15 protein-coding genes are annotated in these 16627 nt (G+C 39.1%); 2 read left to right on the top strand and 13 right to left on the bottom strand.

All coding sequences use genetic code 11. The features are described from left to right. Window positions 1–336: 336 nt before the first annotated feature. The 7 genes from MUW56_RS14600 to MUW56_RS14570 form a co-directional block, all read right to left on the bottom strand. Window positions 337–1359: a hypothetical protein gene (locus tag MUW56_RS14600; RefSeq protein WP_292013867.1), complete on the bottom strand. Its 1023-nt coding sequence runs from the start codon at window positions 1357–1359 to the stop codon at window positions 337–339. Continuing rightward, window positions 1349–3046 (bottom strand): APC family permease, encoded by a 1698-nt coding sequence (locus tag MUW56_RS14595; RefSeq protein ID WP_292013866.1) that lies wholly within the window; start codon window positions 3044–3046, stop codon window positions 1349–1351. Before MUW56_RS14595 ends, MUW56_RS14600 begins: the two co-directional genes overlap by 11 nt. Continuing rightward, entirely contained in the window at window positions 3036–5414 is a 2379-nt protein-coding gene (locus MUW56_RS14590) for a hypothetical protein (RefSeq protein ID WP_292013865.1), read from the bottom strand. The genes MUW56_RS14595 and MUW56_RS14590 overlap by 11 nt, the downstream gene beginning before the upstream one ends. Then, window positions 5405–6148, bottom strand: a complete 744-nt coding sequence (locus MUW56_RS14585; protein WP_292013864.1) for a hypothetical protein — start codon at window positions 6146–6148, stop codon at window positions 5405–5407. The genes MUW56_RS14590 and MUW56_RS14585 overlap by 10 nt, the downstream gene beginning before the upstream one ends. After that, the gene (locus tag MUW56_RS14580) at window positions 6121–7254 is read right to left on the bottom strand and encodes an AAA family ATPase (protein ID WP_292013863.1); all 1134 of its coding nucleotides are present in this window, start codon (window positions 7252–7254) and stop codon (window positions 6121–6123) included. The genes MUW56_RS14585 and MUW56_RS14580 overlap by 28 nt, the downstream gene beginning before the upstream one ends. Continuing rightward, a complete protein-coding gene (locus tag MUW56_RS14575; RefSeq protein WP_292013862.1) occupies window positions 7251–7901 on the bottom strand; it encodes a hypothetical protein in 651 nt (216 codons plus the stop codon). Before MUW56_RS14575 ends, MUW56_RS14580 begins: the two co-directional genes overlap by 4 nt. 283 nt (window positions 7902–8184) lie before the next feature. Then, window positions 8185–8574 carry a VOC family protein gene (locus MUW56_RS14570; protein ID WP_292013861.1) on the bottom strand — a complete coding sequence of 130 codons (390 nt, stop codon included), beginning with the start codon at window positions 8572–8574 and terminating at the stop codon, window positions 8185–8187. A 278-nt stretch (window positions 8575–8852) separates the two neighbouring features. Between MUW56_RS14570 and deoD the strand changes: the two genes are divergently transcribed. Then, the gene (gene deoD / locus MUW56_RS14565; protein WP_292013860.1) at window positions 8853–9563 is read left to right on the top strand and encodes a purine-nucleoside phosphorylase; all 711 of its coding nucleotides are present in this window, start codon (window positions 8853–8855) and stop codon (window positions 9561–9563) included. Window positions 9564–9680: 117 nt separating this feature from the next. Here deoD and MUW56_RS14560 read toward each other — a convergent pair whose 3' ends face one another. From MUW56_RS14560 to MUW56_RS14550, 3 genes are all read right to left on the bottom strand, one after another. Further along, window positions 9681–10466, bottom strand: coding sequence for a TatD family hydrolase (locus MUW56_RS14560; RefSeq protein WP_292013859.1), 786 nt, complete (start codon window positions 10464–10466; stop codon window positions 9681–9683). A gap of 110 nt (window positions 10467–10576) precedes the next feature. Beyond that, the gene (locus MUW56_RS14555; RefSeq protein WP_292013858.1) at window positions 10577–11227 is read right to left on the bottom strand and encodes a hypothetical protein; all 651 of its coding nucleotides are present in this window, start codon (window positions 11225–11227) and stop codon (window positions 10577–10579) included. A gap of 3 nt (window positions 11228–11230) precedes the next feature. Next, the gene (locus MUW56_RS14550; RefSeq protein ID WP_292013857.1) at window positions 11231–11944 is read right to left on the bottom strand and encodes a DUF434 domain-containing protein; all 714 of its coding nucleotides are present in this window, start codon (window positions 11942–11944) and stop codon (window positions 11231–11233) included. A 196-nt stretch (window positions 11945–12140) separates the two neighbouring features. Here MUW56_RS14550 and MUW56_RS14545 point away from each other — a divergent pair, with 196 nt between their 5' ends. Then, window positions 12141–13001, top strand: coding sequence for a DUF4822 domain-containing protein (locus tag MUW56_RS14545; protein WP_292013856.1), 861 nt, complete (start codon window positions 12141–12143; stop codon window positions 12999–13001). 71 nt (window positions 13002–13072) lie between these two features. Here the strand turns inward: MUW56_RS14545 and MUW56_RS14540 are convergent, their stop codons facing one another. From MUW56_RS14540 to MUW56_RS14530, 3 genes are all read right to left on the bottom strand, one after another. Then, window positions 13073–14119: an MBL fold metallo-hydrolase gene (locus MUW56_RS14540; protein WP_292013855.1), complete on the bottom strand. Its 1047-nt coding sequence runs from the start codon at window positions 14117–14119 to the stop codon at window positions 13073–13075. Between the two features lie 11 nt (window positions 14120–14130). Further along, window positions 14131–15711: a Na+/H+ antiporter gene (locus MUW56_RS14535; RefSeq protein ID WP_292015417.1), complete on the bottom strand. Its 1581-nt coding sequence runs from the start codon at window positions 15709–15711 to the stop codon at window positions 14131–14133. A gap of 191 nt (window positions 15712–15902) precedes the next feature. Beyond that, window positions 15903–16595, bottom strand: coding sequence for a hypothetical protein (locus MUW56_RS14530; protein WP_292013854.1), 693 nt, complete (start codon window positions 16593–16595; stop codon window positions 15903–15905). Between the last annotated feature and the right edge of the window lie 32 nt (window positions 16596–16627).

Genomic DNA, 16627 nt, shown 5'->3' with positions numbered 1-16627 from the left:
GCGTTTATGCAGTATTTTGATTAAATTTTTACGGGTTTATAGTAAATAATTTCCAAAGTCAGCACATTTTACCTCATTCCATATCGTCCATTCATATCCGAATAATCCTTTTATTGAAGGACTATCGCATAGGTTTACATTGATATGTGCTCTTTGTATTGTCATAATTTTCTGGTGCAAAGATAAATCTTTTTTGTAATTATTTTATAATTTTCACAAGACAGGGTAATACAACAAGCTGCTTTGAAAGCCTTACTGCTGCTTATCTTATCTAAAAAAATTACTGTGGTTCCGGGAACCTCAGCCACAAGTTTTACATCATAATCTTTGAGTCTTCTAACTCCTAAACATCTTATTCCTGCCCGTTTTAAATCGGGAAATATCTTTGAGGATCACAGCATCATCAGGATTAAAGTGTTTCAGTTCATTCACAATCTCTGAACGGGTACTTACTTTTTCGGCTATAATCTCGTAAGCTATATTTCTGGTTACGGTTTGCAGTTTAGGATCTTTCTTAAACTCATGTTTCAGGGCCTCCAAATACATAATTTTCTTGTAAGCCGGGGTTTTCTCATACACATCCTGAATCTCCGCTTCCAGTTTTTTAACATCAAAAATATTGGCAAAGTAGTTATTGAGGCAGTTGAAAGCATCTTTATCATCTTCCCATCCTTTCATCAAAACCTTTTGGGCCTCCTCTGTGTTTTCCATTTTTTTCCGGTACACCAAAGAGGCTTTCACCATCTGATTATTGGACACGTAATCCTCTGCGACCATTTGATAATAGGCATGAGCATTTTTAAGATCATTGATTTCCCGGTAAAGATCTCCCACCTTTTCTTTCTGTTCCATTTCTTTATAGAGATCGATTGCTTTTCTGTATTGTTTTGCCTTTTCGTAGCAGACTGCCGCGTCGGATTTATTTTTTAATTTTTTAAGATATACGGCAGCGGCTTCGTTATAAAACCCGCCATCTTCCAGAGCCTTGGCCCCTCTGTAATTATCCTGAAGCAGATTCATATACACCTTCGCGGCCTTTTTATACTCTTTTTCAGCAATATACTTTTCGGCGAGTTCTTCATATTTGTTGCGGATACGGTCAAAAAGAGAGGTTTCCAGATAGAAATTTCCTCCGCCGGCACTCCTTTTTTTTGAGTTTCGCTGATTCTGTTCTTTATCTTTTAAGGCAGTAATAACCATCAGAAGGATAAAAGCTACGATTAAAAAAATAACCAATGTTCCGATTACGCTCCAGAAGCTTTCATGGAACAGCTGGGCTACGATTCCGATGATCTTAAACATGGCTAATAGCACAAAGGCCGCCATAAATTTGTCTATAAATTTCTGTTTATTCATCATCTTCGCTGTTTAAAATAGTTTTATCTTCCCTGAACAGGCGATACAGCAGCAGCATGACACAGATTACAAGTGCCCACACGAACCAGTTGTACCCAAACATTTTTACCAGCGGATAAAAAAGGTATACCAACATGGCAACAAGTATTGCTGTCAAAAGAAATTTGATCCAGGCCGGCACATGATCGCCTCCCAAATGTAAAGATCTGCGCTTAAAGATAAACGAAAAAAGTCCCACCGCTCCAATCATCAACAAAACAAGATACAGAATATCCAAAACAGGAGTCTTTTCCTTCGGCTGATTTCCACCGGATTCCATTCCTTTTACTTTGGATTTATTAAGGGCTGCCGAAGATGGATCAGCAAGATCTACTGTTCCGTAAAGCCTGCCCAGAGAATCTGCCATCAAAACCTGTCTTTTCTTTAAAAGATATTTGACAACATCTCCGTTCACAGGTTTTCCTTTGGTGTATTGTTTCAGAGAATCCGAAATTTTACGTTGCAGTTTTTCCGTTTTTCCATCAATATGCTTTTTGATTTTTTGGGTATAAATTATTTTAAGAGAATCTCTGCTTTGCTGTTCTTTCCGTCCCAATTTTTCAATATCATGTCCTATTTCATTAACGTTTCTGCCTCCCGACTTCTTATAGTTTTCCTTTTCTTTTTCGCTTTTAGCTTCTATCATTCCGGCGGTAAGAAGTTCATTGGAGAGTTCTTTTCTTTTGTGAAAGTACATTGAATCAATCTTCTGATCAATTTCGGAAATCCCGGACTGGAAGGCAATCATATCTGAAGGAGCTTTCACAGCATCCGTTACAATCGTTCCTGAAGAAGCGCCCGTTTCTTCCTGCTCAGATTTATTTTTTTCTGACGGCAATGCAAACCTTAAAATTACAGCAACCACCAAAACGGCCCAAAAGATTCTACGGGAATTTCTGGCCCCTTTACTTTCTGGCTTTCCGTTAGAATTTCCACCAAACAGCCCTTCCCACCATGTAAATTTTCCAAAACCATCTCCCCTGGAAGTGCCCATAATATCTAAAGGAACGCCCAGCTCTATTGCTCTTTCAGGATATTTTTCAATATAGGCTAAATATTTTTCAATTTCTTTTTTATTTCCGGCCATTACCTTTTTCAGATCAAAAGGCAGATGATTCATCCATTCTTCTTCTGTCTGTTTGGGGCGTAATGCTTCCAGCACTTTTTCATCGTCCATTTCAACGGTATAATGCTCTATTTTCTGAGGAATTTTAACTCCATTGAGCGGCTTTCTGATGGGTTCATCTATTTTTCCTGGATCCTGGATTAATGATATCCAGTCGATTTCTTCGGATAGTTTTACTACTCCAAATTCAGGGTGCATAATCAGGAAACGCGCATCCAGTTTTTCCCAATCTTCCGGATTGATTTTAGGATAAAAAGTAGTGTTTTCCGGAATAAAAAGCCGGTCATCCACTCCCTGAAAGTAGGCATTCCTGCCTATTTCCTGCGGAGCATAATCATGAAAGATAAGAAAGCATCCATACAATACATCCGGTGTATCTCCCGGAATTGCATAGGGCCTTACTTTATGCAGAGGTATGCCAAGCATCTCCATTTCCTGAAGCCATAGTACAGGGGAAGCACCTTTAATCAAAAGTCCTTTTTTAGGATAATTATTTTTCGGGAAAGGTTTAATTCTAAGCTCCATAATCCAAAATCTGTTCTATAAATGCTCTTAAAAACCGGGAACACATGTCTTCCATTGTTTTCACTTTCAGCAGGGCATGTTCCGGAAGATAATATTCTGAACCTCCAAATTCAGTATAGGTAGCCAGGGATAAAAATCCATACGCTGTGGAAGGGATAAAAAATTCCTCAATGCTTTTATTGCTGCTTCTGAAAGTCAGCATTCCGCGTGCATCTGTAATAATTTCGCTTCCATCGGGAAAAGTAAATTTATTTTTGTTCTGCTCTGCAGATACTTTAAGGTCAGCTTTGTTTTTGTATAAATTCAGTGAGTTTTCATACAAGCTGCTTAGTTCATGGCCGGAAATAACCAGGTTGTGATGGTCATTAATTCCAATTGTATGAAAATTACTGATGATCTTCAAACCACTCCTATTCAGCTTGGCCACCTCTGCTTCTGCTTTTGTATTGTTTTTCTCTATTTCTTTATCCTCATTAAAGATGGATTCAACAGAAATATTTCCGTCTATATTTATCTTGTAAAGAGATGGATTGGTCTGCTGATAAAGGTAAAAACTTTTGCCAAAATAGATCAATTCATAGGAACCGGGAATATGAAGGCCGGTTATATTCTGCTCAGAGTATTCTTTTGTATTGATATTAAGCTTGGATATCAATTTTTTATCAGGCTGATACTGACATAAAATAAAATGCTGCTGCCTGTTTTTTGCCAATGCGAACCAGCCTCTTGGTTTTATCGAAATATTTTCAAACAGTACTTCACACCCATGATATGTTTTATAGTAATCATAAGAATGCCGGTCATAATAATTATCGGAAAGATAAGTTTTCAGCAGCTGCTTTTTTGAGCTTAGGATAAAAAATTCACCTTCGTATAAAAACCGGGCTATCGTATTCACCGGTGCCGGGAATAAAATAGGATAATTTTGCGGAAGATCGGTTTTCTTTCCGTTGATATTTTCTACCCTGTGTTTCTGTCTTGGCGGATGGGACCACAACTCCTGAAGGGGCAGTTTTATTTTCTGAATATGTTTTCTTGCCCCCTGATGATGTTTATAAAAATTAATTTCTCCATCTGAGCTGGTAGTCACCAAAAACTTAAGCCTGTCTCTATTCTCATGAATAACTTTCTGCACTTTTTCATCAGCTACATTTTCCTGATGGGTAATGAAAAAAACTTCAATATCTTTTTCGGTATGTTCTTCGTTAAAAAATTTCTCCAAAGCTTCTGAAACTTCCAGCACAGGGCTCACCTGGTTAAGATTTTCAATCACTTCTTCCACCTTATCCAGAGCAATGGGAATTCCTGACTGCCCTAAAACAAAAACGCGGCATTCCGAATGAGCTTTCGGATGTTTAATGACCGCAATTGCTGATGCAAAGGCCAATACTTTCGGGGTCCCCCAATTTCTAAGAGAAGTATCAATAAGGATAACTCTTTCGAAAATATTTTCCTCGGGTGGGATCTCTCTTTGAATATAAAGCGCTTCATTATTGGCAACACGGTTCATCAATACCTCATCCTCATTGGCAAATTCTGATAAAAGCATTCTGTGAAAATCTCCTTTGTTGGTCATATCAGAAATTCCTCCAATAGGTTGTTCACCGGGAGAAAGATGTCGCATTGGAATTTTCAGTCCGCTCCAGATCCTTTTGATGAGGCTTCCTACCTGGAATGTTTTAGGCTCATCAATCAATTCTCTGATAAAGTCTTTATCCGTATCTGCAGTCGTTGCTTCCTGTACAATCTCCTCATCCAGGTCAGGTTCTTCTATAAGACCTTTCATCGCATCAATAATCGATTGAGCAGTAGGAAATTTCTCATTAAGATCCAATGCATTGAAGTCTCTGTTTAAGGCTGAGGGTCCGGCATTCTGTTTTTCTGCACTTGCAGCAAGTTCGTAGGGTCTTTTGTAATAGGTATTCAGATTAAGTTCTGCATTCACAGAAGATATTCGGTTATGCACATCTTTGAACAGGGTCTGCAAAAGTACTATTCTGTTCTGCCCCTGTTTATATACTTTAGGCAGTGATTTTATCTTTTCCAGAAATTCTATTTCTCTTTCTGCCGTAAAATCGAAATTGCCCATGCTGTAAAAATCAGCTGTACGTCTCAAAGGTCCCGCAAAATCAATATAACCTTCCTGCATCGCATATAAAACCATAAGCAATGCCCCAAACGGAGGCCATCCCTGCGGCTGAAGCTCCTTCAGGATCTCCATGATGTAGGGTCTGTACGCAATTGCGCCTACTCCCGGCACCGAGAGAAGGTTATGGTCATGGTATCCGGAATCCCCGGGAACATCTTCATCGGTTTTCCATTCCCAGAAATAATTTTCATAGGACTGGAAGTATACCTTTAATTCCATTCTTTTGATTTTTCAGTAAGGCGGAATGAGCTTACGGACAGCTGTCGGAAATCAGTATTCTTTACAGAAAGATAATTTCCGTTTTCATCCCACAAAAGCCATCCGTCTGACTCTTTATTATATTTCTGCTGCAGCAGTGTGCTTATATTTTTAAACTCAAAATCTAACCCGGCAGGCAGAAGATGCCCCTCTTTTGCCCAATAGGTTTTTCCGGGGAGACTTAATAAAGGAGTTCCGAATAACAGGGCCTGATCTCCTATCACCACCCATTTTATTTTTTCAAGTTTAAATTTCGGCAGTACTTCAATACTTTCTCTGATATCAGATATCCTGTTCAGTAAAGCAATTACGGGTTGTTCTTCAGTACTTTCTTTTAAGCGGACCGGAACTTTTTCGCGGATTCCGGAATAATTTTGATTGGAAACCGGAAAACTAAGCCTTAAAGCTTTATCTATAGGGGTCCAAAGCAAGGCTGTCCGCATTTTTTTGCTGGGAACCAGGGCCTCTTTTCTGAATAAAAGACCGTCACGCAGTTCATACAGTAAAAGATCCGGCAACTGATGGATTTCTGAAGAAACCGCTTGTTCTTCAGTAAAACCTTTCAGCCAAATCGTTTCTTCATCTACCGCCAGCTGAACATTTTTCCAGTCTCTTACCGAGCCCAGAAAATCTTCATCAGTACGGGGAAGTTCAGCCCAAAATTCTTTTATATGCTTTGAAGAATCTTCTGCCATAAGTTTTCAATTTCTTGCTGGATATACTGTTTTTGTTCAGGATTTCTGATCCAGTCGCAACGGGTCTGCAGGTATCTCAGTTTATCCTTTATTACATTCTGCTCTTCGAAACTGAGCATTCCCTCATTCCATTTATCCACAAGGATCTTCACATCCTTCATAACTTCTTCAGGATTTGGAGTTTTATTTTGCATGGCCTGTGGGTGGGAGTGGGGATGATCATCTTTTTCAATAGTTCTGTTGATGATTCCTTCCAGAATTTCAATTTGTTCTTCAGTGTCCCAGATGTGTTTCAATACCCAAAGGTCTGAAAGAACAGCTTCATTTCTGCCGCAGATCAACGCACTTGCAGCAATAAGGTTCTGAAGTTTCACGGCTCTACGGTCTGAAATGGCAATTCCTGTATTCCGGAGACTCATAATGGTATTCAGATATACTTCATAAATTGGTTTAAGATCTACTGTTCTGCACAAATTCTGAAGTTCTCTGATCTCATCTGCATGGATTTCCGGGATCTCCGTTTCTTCTTCATTTTCAAGTTTTCTTCCGGCTAAAAGAACCTGCTGCAATAATTCAGGATTTACGTAATCGACATTGATTCTAACCAAAAAACGGTCAAATAATGCATTCAGTGCTTCATCTTCAGGCAGGATATTGCTTGCTCCCACAAACATCAATGCCGGTAAGTGTTTGGTTTCTTTTCCTCTTTTGAAGATTTTTTCGTTAAGGGCCATCAGAAGGGAGTTCAAAATAGCAGAATTGGCATTGAAAATCTCATCAAGGAAAACCATAGAAGCTTCCGGCATCATTCCTTCTGTATTCGTCAGAAGTTCCCCTTCTTTTAATTTTCTGATATCAAAAGGGCCGAAGATCTCATTCGGTTCTGTAAAACGGGTTAATAAATATTCAAAATTTTTCCCATCTTTTACGGTTTTTGACAAGGTCCTTATAATGGCTGATTTTGCGGTTCCCGGAGGACCGTACAAAAAAGCATTTTCTCTTGCCAGCAGGCAGATTCCCAAAAGATCCACCACATCATTTTTGCCTACGAAAGTATCTTTTACATAGGTGAGGACGGTATTGAGTTTATTGATATTCTGAGTCATTGATTTTCTTCAGTTATTATTTTTAATTCTCTCCAAAATGCATCTTTATGCATTCCGAATTCTGCTATAAGCCATTTATTAATGAACGGGATTTCTGCCAGTCTGTAATCCCTTTTTTCCACAATTCTTTCCAGATATAGTTTCCGGTAGGTAGCATCTTTTAATTCTTCCACCCAATTTACATTCTTCAAATCGAGATCATACCCGATTCCGGAATAATGAAATTCTGTCAAAATATCTTCAAGCATGGTAACCAGAATATCTTCCGGATCCATGGTATGCAGCGCCATGATAATCTGAGGTAAGAACCTTAGAGATAAGTCTGCGGATAATATAGAGGAAGTATCTCTTTTACCTTTACATCTCGACACCAGGTTCCCCAGTTTTTTTTCTGTATTTTCTCTGATCAGGTAAAGCTGGGCACTATAATAAAGGATTTTTGCGCCCCAAACCGCTGCCTGTTTATTGCAAGTCAACTGGCTGGACAGAAATTCGAGTCTTTCTTTTTCGAATTCTGCTTCAAAATAATCCTCTGCCTCCCGTTCTTCTTTCGAGGAAATTTCCTGTACGTTTGAGAAAAGGGTAATGCATTCATTTTTCCTGAGCAGAAAAATGGTATCTAAAAATGGTGATCCGGCTTCCGTCATCTAACAAAAATAAAACTATTTCGTTGAGAATAAAATTTTTCAATAAAGGATTGATGTTAAAAGCTATTTTATCCTTTAAATGGTAATACATGATAAATTAAACTCATAAGCCGGAATGTAAGAAGGCTGCTTTTATCTGATAAGAGTGAAGCTGATCACGCAAAGGCTCAAAGATTTATTACCGGTCATATAGTTTTTAAGGCGCAAGAAAATCAAAGATTTCCGGTAAATATCCGTAGAATTGTTTTTACATATTAATATTCAGCTCTTTGCAATAACCCTATCAGGCTACTATTTCCACTATATTATTTTCAGGATCGAGAATGACACTTTCGTAGTAACCGTCACCTGTAGTACGGGGCTCTCCGGCAACGTGGTATCCGTCTTTTCTTAAAATCTCCGTGAGCTCATCTACTTTTTCCCTGCTTCCTGCTGAAAAAGCAAGATGTATGATTCCGAACTGCTGGGCTTCGTAAGAGTTTGTGTTTTCTTTAAGATCCGGCCTGGTCATAATTTCAATGCGGCAGCCGTTATCAAAACTCAGAAAATAGGATTCAAAATTTTTGACCGGATTGTGGTACTTTTCATTGGACAAAGCATTAAAATATTTCTGATAGAATTCTCTGGACCTTTCCAGGTCTTTTACCCAAATGGCAATATGCTCAATTTTCATTTTTAAAATTTTAATTGTTATGAAACAGGACAAAAGTAACGGGCTTACCGTTGGCACATTTGCTCCCCATTATTCTATCCTTGCTCTGTATTGGCATTGTTCTATTTTATACAGGTAAATATGACATTTTCAAAAGACTTACTCAAAAATCGTATTTAAAGCATTTATTCCGAAGATTTTATATAGTGTATTTTCATAAGGATGCTTCGTTATTCCACTCCTCGCAATGATCCTAGCAATCTAAAAGTTATTATCTTTGTGCCTGTCAAAATAAAATTATGAGTATTCACATCAGTGCCAACAAAGGAGAAATTGCTAAAGTAGTATTGCAGCCGGGGGATCCGCTTCGTGCACAGTATATTGCTGAAAATTATTTAGAAAACGCAAAACTGGTAAGCAAAACCCGGGGGATCTTTTATTATACAGGTCTTTATAAAGGAAAAGAAATTACGGTAGGTGCCAGTGGAATGGGCTTTCCGAGCATCGGGATCTATTCTTTTGAGTTATTTACGGAATATGAAGTAGATACGATCATCAGAATCGGAACCTGCGGAGCTTATCATACAGATCTTAAGCTTTTTGATATTTTAAATATTGAAAATGCAGCCAGCGAAAGTACCTATGCTAAATATGCATGGGGAATTGAAGACGAAATCATTTCCCACCAGGGAAACATTTTTGATACCATTAATGAAACGGCTAAAGAATTATCATTACATGCTAAAGCGATCAATGTACACAGTAGTGACATTTTTTACAGAAAAGATCCTGACACTCCTGCTATTGCTACAAAATATAACTGTCCGGCAGTAGAAATGGAAGCCTTCGGATTATTTGCGAATGCCCAACATTTAGGAAAAAACGCAGCGACTATTCTTACCGTGACTGACATTATTCCAACTCACGAAAAAATTTCAGCTGATGAAAGAGAAAAAGCTTTGAATCCGATGATGGAACTGGCTTTGGAATCAGCATTGAAAAGTTTATAAAGAAGGGCGAAAAGGCAAAACAGGAAAACTGCTGGGTATCTATTCCTTTTTGCAACAATATCAGCCTTTTTGCAATTTGCTAAAAAAAGAGCTTTACTGTATCAGTAGAGCTCTTTTTTATAATCTGAAAAAATTTCTGGAGGTTTCCGTGGTTTCCTCTGCCACTTCGGACAGGCTTATTCTCTTGAAAAGAGCAATCGTTTGTGCTACATAAGGCAGAAAAGAAGGTTCATTACGCCTGTTCCGTATCCTCGGCATATTTTTCGGAAGCATGAAAGGGGCATCTGTTTCAATCATCATTCTGTCCAGTGGAGTATATTTGATAACATCTTCCAGCTGCTTAAATCTCTTCTCATCACTGATGGCTCCCGTAAATCCCAGATAGAATCCTTTATCCAGATACACTTTCGCTTCATCCAACGTTCCGGTAAAACAGTGTACTACCGCTTCAGGCAGTCGGGAAAGATAATCATCTGTTATTTCGTTAAACCTTTTAAAAGCTGATCTTTCATGAAGGAAAAGCGGTTTATCGACTTCTATGGCCAGTTCCAGCTGAGCCTGATAACATTTTTCCTGTATGGGTCTTGGGGAGAAATCACGATCAAAATCCAGTCCGCATTCTCCTACTGAAACTACATGATCTTTTTTCAGGAGTGTCCGAAGTTCACGGATATTTTCAGGGGCAAAAGATGTGGCATCGTGGGGATGAATTCCTGCTGTTGAAAATAAAATCTCAGGATATTCTTCTGCTATTTCAGCAGATGTCCTGCTTCCCCGCACACTTGTTCCTGTAAGGATGATATGTTCCACTCCGCTGTCCAGAGCCCGGTTGATAATTTCGTCATGTTCATTATAGAACTGTTTATTGGTCAGGTTGATGCCAATATCAATGTATGTATTCATTTTTTTAATAATTTTCCATTCATTTCAATAATCCATAGACTCAGTTTTTATAGCGGCGAAGTTATGAACCTGCTGCGCAATCTTTTTACACAGATAAAAATAATGTGTTTTTATTCGTTGATAAATTTTTCGAGGAAACCTATTAATCTGGTTCCTCCATGGCTCCACCTGATCCCGTGGCCTTCTTTTTCCCTGACTTCAAAGACAGGCCCGTGTTGATAATGAAAGAAAACATTCCACCAGGTTTTATGTTCAAGGATATAATGGATCTTATGCATTACTTTCTCCTGTTTCTGACGATTATTTCCCTTGACTTCGCCCCAGAAATGATCATCCATTCTTCCGGTATGTTTTTCCCAGGCTCTTTGGGCAATGGTAATTTCATGGTTGAAAGGTTGCCGGCAGGCTTCAATAAGGACTTCAGCAAGAGGAGGAACTGCATTTTCATCACGAATGCTGGCAGAGGTAAGCCTTTGTCCTAAAGCAATAAGCCAGTCTTCAAACGGTATTTCCTCCAGGAGCTTTGCTTTAGCCTCATCAGAAACATTGTCATTGAGAATATGGATGAATCTGGTGAAAATCTTTTGGTGGTCAATCTTTATTTCTTCATTAAAGTATGGCAGATCCCATGCTAAGCTATGGTCTTTAGATTTCTGAATGTTTTTTTCAAGACATTCCAGATGCTCTTCTGCTAAAACAGCCTGATACTGCTTCTTCCAGGAAGCTGAAATAAAAGGGATATAGTGTTCAAAAAAGCTCATCCTTTACCTTATTTTTACCAGATTGACGGGAAGTTTTTCTTCCTGTATCAAATAACCAATCAGATTAAACCATTCTTTACAGTGATCCAGAATCCAGGCATCCGAGGACACGATGATTTCTGAACTTTCAGCTAAGAATTTATCGGGATTGAACTGCATTGCTGCTTCCCAGTTCAATTGATTTTCTACCGCAAAGTCAAGGATAGTCTGTTTAATTCTTCCGCTGTTGGAAACCGGCTGATCAAAAATCCATACCAGTTTCTGAATTTGATTTTTCTTAAAAAATAAGGCGACAAGCTCAACAGCCCTTAATGTCTGACTGACTCTTTTATACGTCCCGTGAACTCCTGAAAGATCACGATAGCAACCGTCGAGCCCTTCAAAAATATAAGCTTCAGAAAGCAGGCTTTCCAGCAGGATCAGAATATTAAAACCGTCAAGATAAACTGTTTTATTTTTTAAGTATGCCGCTTTTACGTGTTTTAATTGCCTGCCCAGAATCTGGTCTTCAGAAGCTGATGCTCCCCGTAATGCCTGTATCTGTCTCGTTTTTAATCTATACCTGTTTCCGACAAGTTCTGAAGATGCCTTTTCTGCATACCCTCTCGTCAGGAGATACTGCATGTCCTCCACAGCCCACTTCAGTGTACTGACCTGTTTTTCTGAACCGAACAGGGGATCATCACCTGTATTCTTTCCGCGGTTTCTGTTATTCATATTCAAAAATAGTTTTTTAAGGGGAAATAATAATTAAGTGTAAAAGGAGTTTTTATCCGGGATCTCCATCAACCTGACTTTATCAATTCTACAGCATTCAAAATCAGCAGTTATATTTTCTACAACAAAAGAGATACTTTATACAAAGTTTTGATTGTAATTAGAAATATGTTTGCAGAGATTTAATACTATCCTTATGAATACACTGAAAAAATTATGTTATCTGTTGGCAGCAATGCTTTCATCAGCACCTTTGGTATCATGCTCTGATCATGATGACGAAATCGTTATCGAACAGCAGACTCCTTCACAGGTGCTGGCGTCTACTCCATGGGAAACCACAGGGGCCAAAGACAAAAATGGGAATACTGTAGCATTAACGGATGCCAGTGTAGCTGGCTATGTAGGTTTTGCTTACTTCAAAGGAGACGGAAAATTCGCTATTTATGGATTGGATGATGTATTGCGATCAAGAGGAACCTGGTCTGTAGATGCCCAGGGTAAAAAAAGAACGATCACCGCTCTTAACCCTGATGGTTCTACCATCTTCACCCGTGATGTTGATATTCTTGTTTTAAATAAAAATGAATTCACGTACAGAATCTACCCTAGCGCTACTGATCTATCTCTATACTACGACATCATTCATACAAGAACTTCTCATGCTGAACCGGACAATGGACAACTCACCCTGGCGTCTACTCCATGGGAAACCACAGGAGTGAAGGATAAAGACGGAAATAATGTAGCGTTAACAGAGGCCAGCGTTGCCGGATATGTAGGCTTCTCTTATTTCAAGGCGAACGGAACATTTAAAATTGTGGGGCTGGACGATGTTTTCAGATCTCAGGGAAAATGGTCTATTTCTGCTGACGGAAAGAAAAGAACTCTGATCGGGATCAATCCCACGACAGGAGCTGTCATCTTCACCAGAATTGTAGATATCCTTACCCTGAACGAAACGACATTCACTTACAGAATTATTCCTGATACGGCTAATCCAAGTGTATTTTACGATATTATTCACACTAAGGTAAACCATAATGAACCTCAGTAGTGATTGTTTTTTATAATAAGGGAGAACCTGCCGGATACAGGCAGGTTTTTTTTAATATATCAATCTTAAGATCAGATGTATTCTTCCCACCATTTTTTCCAGGGTGCAGTATAAAGCTTATGTAAGTTCACTTTTTCCCCTATAACAGGCAATGTAATAGGCTGATGATTTTCCTCCGCGTATTTTGAAACCAACTCCAGAGGTTCGTACCAGGTGTGCTGAGACAATTTAAATTTTGAATGGTGCACGGGAATAAAGTTTTTAGCTTTCAGTTCCTTCACCTCAGTAATGATCTGTTCCGGCAGAGAATGGATGTAGGGCCATTTTTCATTGTATTGTCCACATTCCATGACTGCCAGATCAAACGGACCATACTGCTCTCCTATTTCGGTAAAGTGATTACCATAGCCGCTGTCTCCTCCTAAAAATAAATTCATGCTTGGAGTTTTCAATACAAAGGAAGTCCAGAGTGATATATTTCTGTTCAATAATCTTCCGGAAAAATGTCTTGCCGGTGTCAGCGTAATCTTAAAACCGTCTGCAATATCAACACTTTCCCACCAGTTCTTCTCTACAATTTTTTCTGAAGGCCATCCCCAATATTCAAAGTGCTGCCCTGTTCCTAAACCACAGATAACCGTTCCCACTTTATTTTTCAAAGCCTGAACGGTCTTATAATCCAGGTGATCCCAATGATCATGGGAGATCAGTAAAAAGTCGATATCCGGCATGTGCTCAGGTTTATAATAGTCTGCTCCCTGAAATGCTTTTACGGACCCGGGCATGGGAGAAGCATTCCCGCTGAAAACAGGATCTATCAAAAAGCGTTTACCATCGATCTGGATGAAATACGAACTGTGTCCAAACCATACCAGAACATTTTCTTGAGGCTGAAGATTTTTCAAGTCTGTGATCACAAACGGGAGCGTTGTGCGGGGGGAGGTATTTTCTATTTTACGTAAGGTTCCCAGAAGAGCCTTTGTCATACTCTCACCTTCCAATAAAGCCGGTGTAATGAGGATATTCTGAAACTTTCCGTTATTGTAATTGGAAAGTGTACTGAAATATTCTTTTCTTTTTTCATCAGGGAATTGCCCGAGCTGTTTTACTAAATTCATTCTTTTATTTTTTACATCCTAAGTCTCTCTTCTTCCAGATCCAGTCTTGTTAAATAATGTCTGATATACTCTTCGTCGATATTCGGATTGCGCCTGTTTTCTTCCCGAAGCCAGATCCGCTGCTGTTCGAGGGTCTCAAAATAAATTTCTTTGGCTTCATCAGACAGCTTATGAACCGAATCTTCCTGATCTTCCTGTTCCCAGCGGTCCATCAGACGGTTAAAATATTCGTTCTCATTTCTCCGTTCTTTATAATTTTCATCAAGATAGTTGAACGCGACGCGACGCATCTCTTTTCGTAAAAAATGTTCTGATTCTTCCTCAGATAGATATCCGCCGTTAGAATCGGATAATTTGAGTTTCTTGATCAATGCCGGTAATGTGAGCCCCTGAAGAATCAAAGTAACCAGGATTACGACAAAAGTAATGAAGAGAATAAGATCACGATGCGGAAAAGGCTGTCCGTTTTCCATAATGACCGGAATGGATAAGGCCGCTGCCAGAGAAACCACCCCGCGCATTCCTGTCCAGCCCATCAGTATGGGAGCTTTCATGCCCGGATCTCTGTCGGCTACGTTAATAAAATTCCGCATGATCAAGGTGATGAATACCGCTCCAAAAGAAGCAATAAAACGCACAATAATCAATACTGCTGTAATCAATAATCCATAGGAGACTGCTTCAGAAAGACTTATTCCCTCTTTATTCAAACCTACCATAATTTCCGGAAGATCCAACCCGATCAGCAAAAATACGATTCCGTTGATAAGAAATACGAAACTCCCCCATACATTAGAGCCTCTCAGCCTGGATTCTGAAGTCCGGAAAATTTCATGTCTCCTCACAGAAAGAAATAACCCGCCGCTTACAACCGCCAGTACACCGGAGGCATGAACTTCCTCAGCAGCGATATACATCACATAGGGAGCTACAAGACTGAGTATGGCATCCATATTGACATCGGTAGGAAATATTTTTTCAATCTTAAGGAAGACAAATGCCAGTATAATCCCTATTCCAAGGCCTCCAAAGACCATCCATCCAAAACTTAAAGCTGCATCCTGCCAGATAAACTGCCCGGTAGCCACAGCCACCATTGCAAACCGGAATATGATAAGAGAAGAAGCGTCATTGAACAGGCTTTCCCCTTCTAAAACAGTGGCTGCATTTTTGGGAACCTTTACAAATTTTAAAATAGCTCCGGCACTCACCGCATCCGGCGGAGATACAATTCCTCCCAATACAAAACCTAATGCCAGTGAAAATCCGGGGATATACAAATTCGCTACAAAAGCCACCGATATGGCCGTAAGGAAAACAACCACAAAGGCAAAACTGGTAATGATGCGCCTCAGTTTCCATATTTCCTTCCACGATACCGCAAAGGCCGCTTCATACAGCAGCGGAGGCAGAAAGATAATAAATATAAGTTCCGGATCAATTTTTATCACCGGCAGCCCGGGAATAAAACTGATCAGCAGCCCTGCCACAACCAATATAATGGGGTATGCCACTTTCAAACGATTAGCCAGCATAATAGACCCAATAATGGCCAGGACGAGTCCTAAATAATAAATAAAATTCTCCACCATTTGTTTTATCAATTAATAATTTTAAACCAAATTAAATAATTTTTGATAAATATTATCTCTATACTTTGATTTTACTTTAACAGAAAAAATAAAGACTATCGCTGCGAAACCTGCCCAATACTTGGGGTAATCAACCGCCTGGCTGCAGGAATCTGTGAAAGAAACCGCGATATCAATTCCGGTACATTATTTTAAAAGATCATTTTTCCAAGTTTATACAGTAAAAAGCCCGATACTGAAGTGATAAGCAGCATGAAGGCAATCATTTTCAAAGTAGTCATCCAATACTTTCTTCTATCAAATCTACCATGGACAGGATTGATATGGTATACCTCATAGATTAACGGATCTATACGCAAATCCGGTCTAAAACAGGTAATCCCCTGAATAAATTTTATCCTCAGTGCTTTCAAATTTCCGATATAATAAGTGAAACCGGCATCCACTCCGTTAAAATCAACCTCAGTTACAGCGCCTCTGTCATTTACTTTCAATGCATATATTTTGTTTCTGGGGCTGATACTCACATCATATTCATCAAAAGACCATTTTTCCAGATAAATATAAAGAATCTCATCCACACTTCCGTCCTCTCTTTCATAATGAATTCCTTTATCATCTACGATAATCCTTTTAACAGCTCTATTCATTGTTTTTTTAAGGTGACGTACAAAACGATAGAGACCTATCGCTAAAACAGGATAATAAAGTATTGAAACGACAGCAAGCACTTCCCACCGTTTACAAATTAGAACAGGAAATACTAAAAGGAAAAGAAACATTCCCAACAATAAAAGGGATCCGAAAATCCTGGCCAGCCAGGTGATCCCCCACCATGGTCTGGAAACTAATGGCAAAAATTCTTTTCTTATATCCTTTTGCATAGGTTCAATATACGAAAAAAGTTAAAAATAAG

Source organism: Chryseobacterium sp. (genome assembly GCF_022869225.1).
Classification (GTDB): Bacteria; Bacteroidota; Bacteroidia; order Flavobacteriales; family Weeksellaceae; genus Chryseobacterium.
This window is presented reverse-complemented; position numbering and strand designations above follow the sequence as displayed.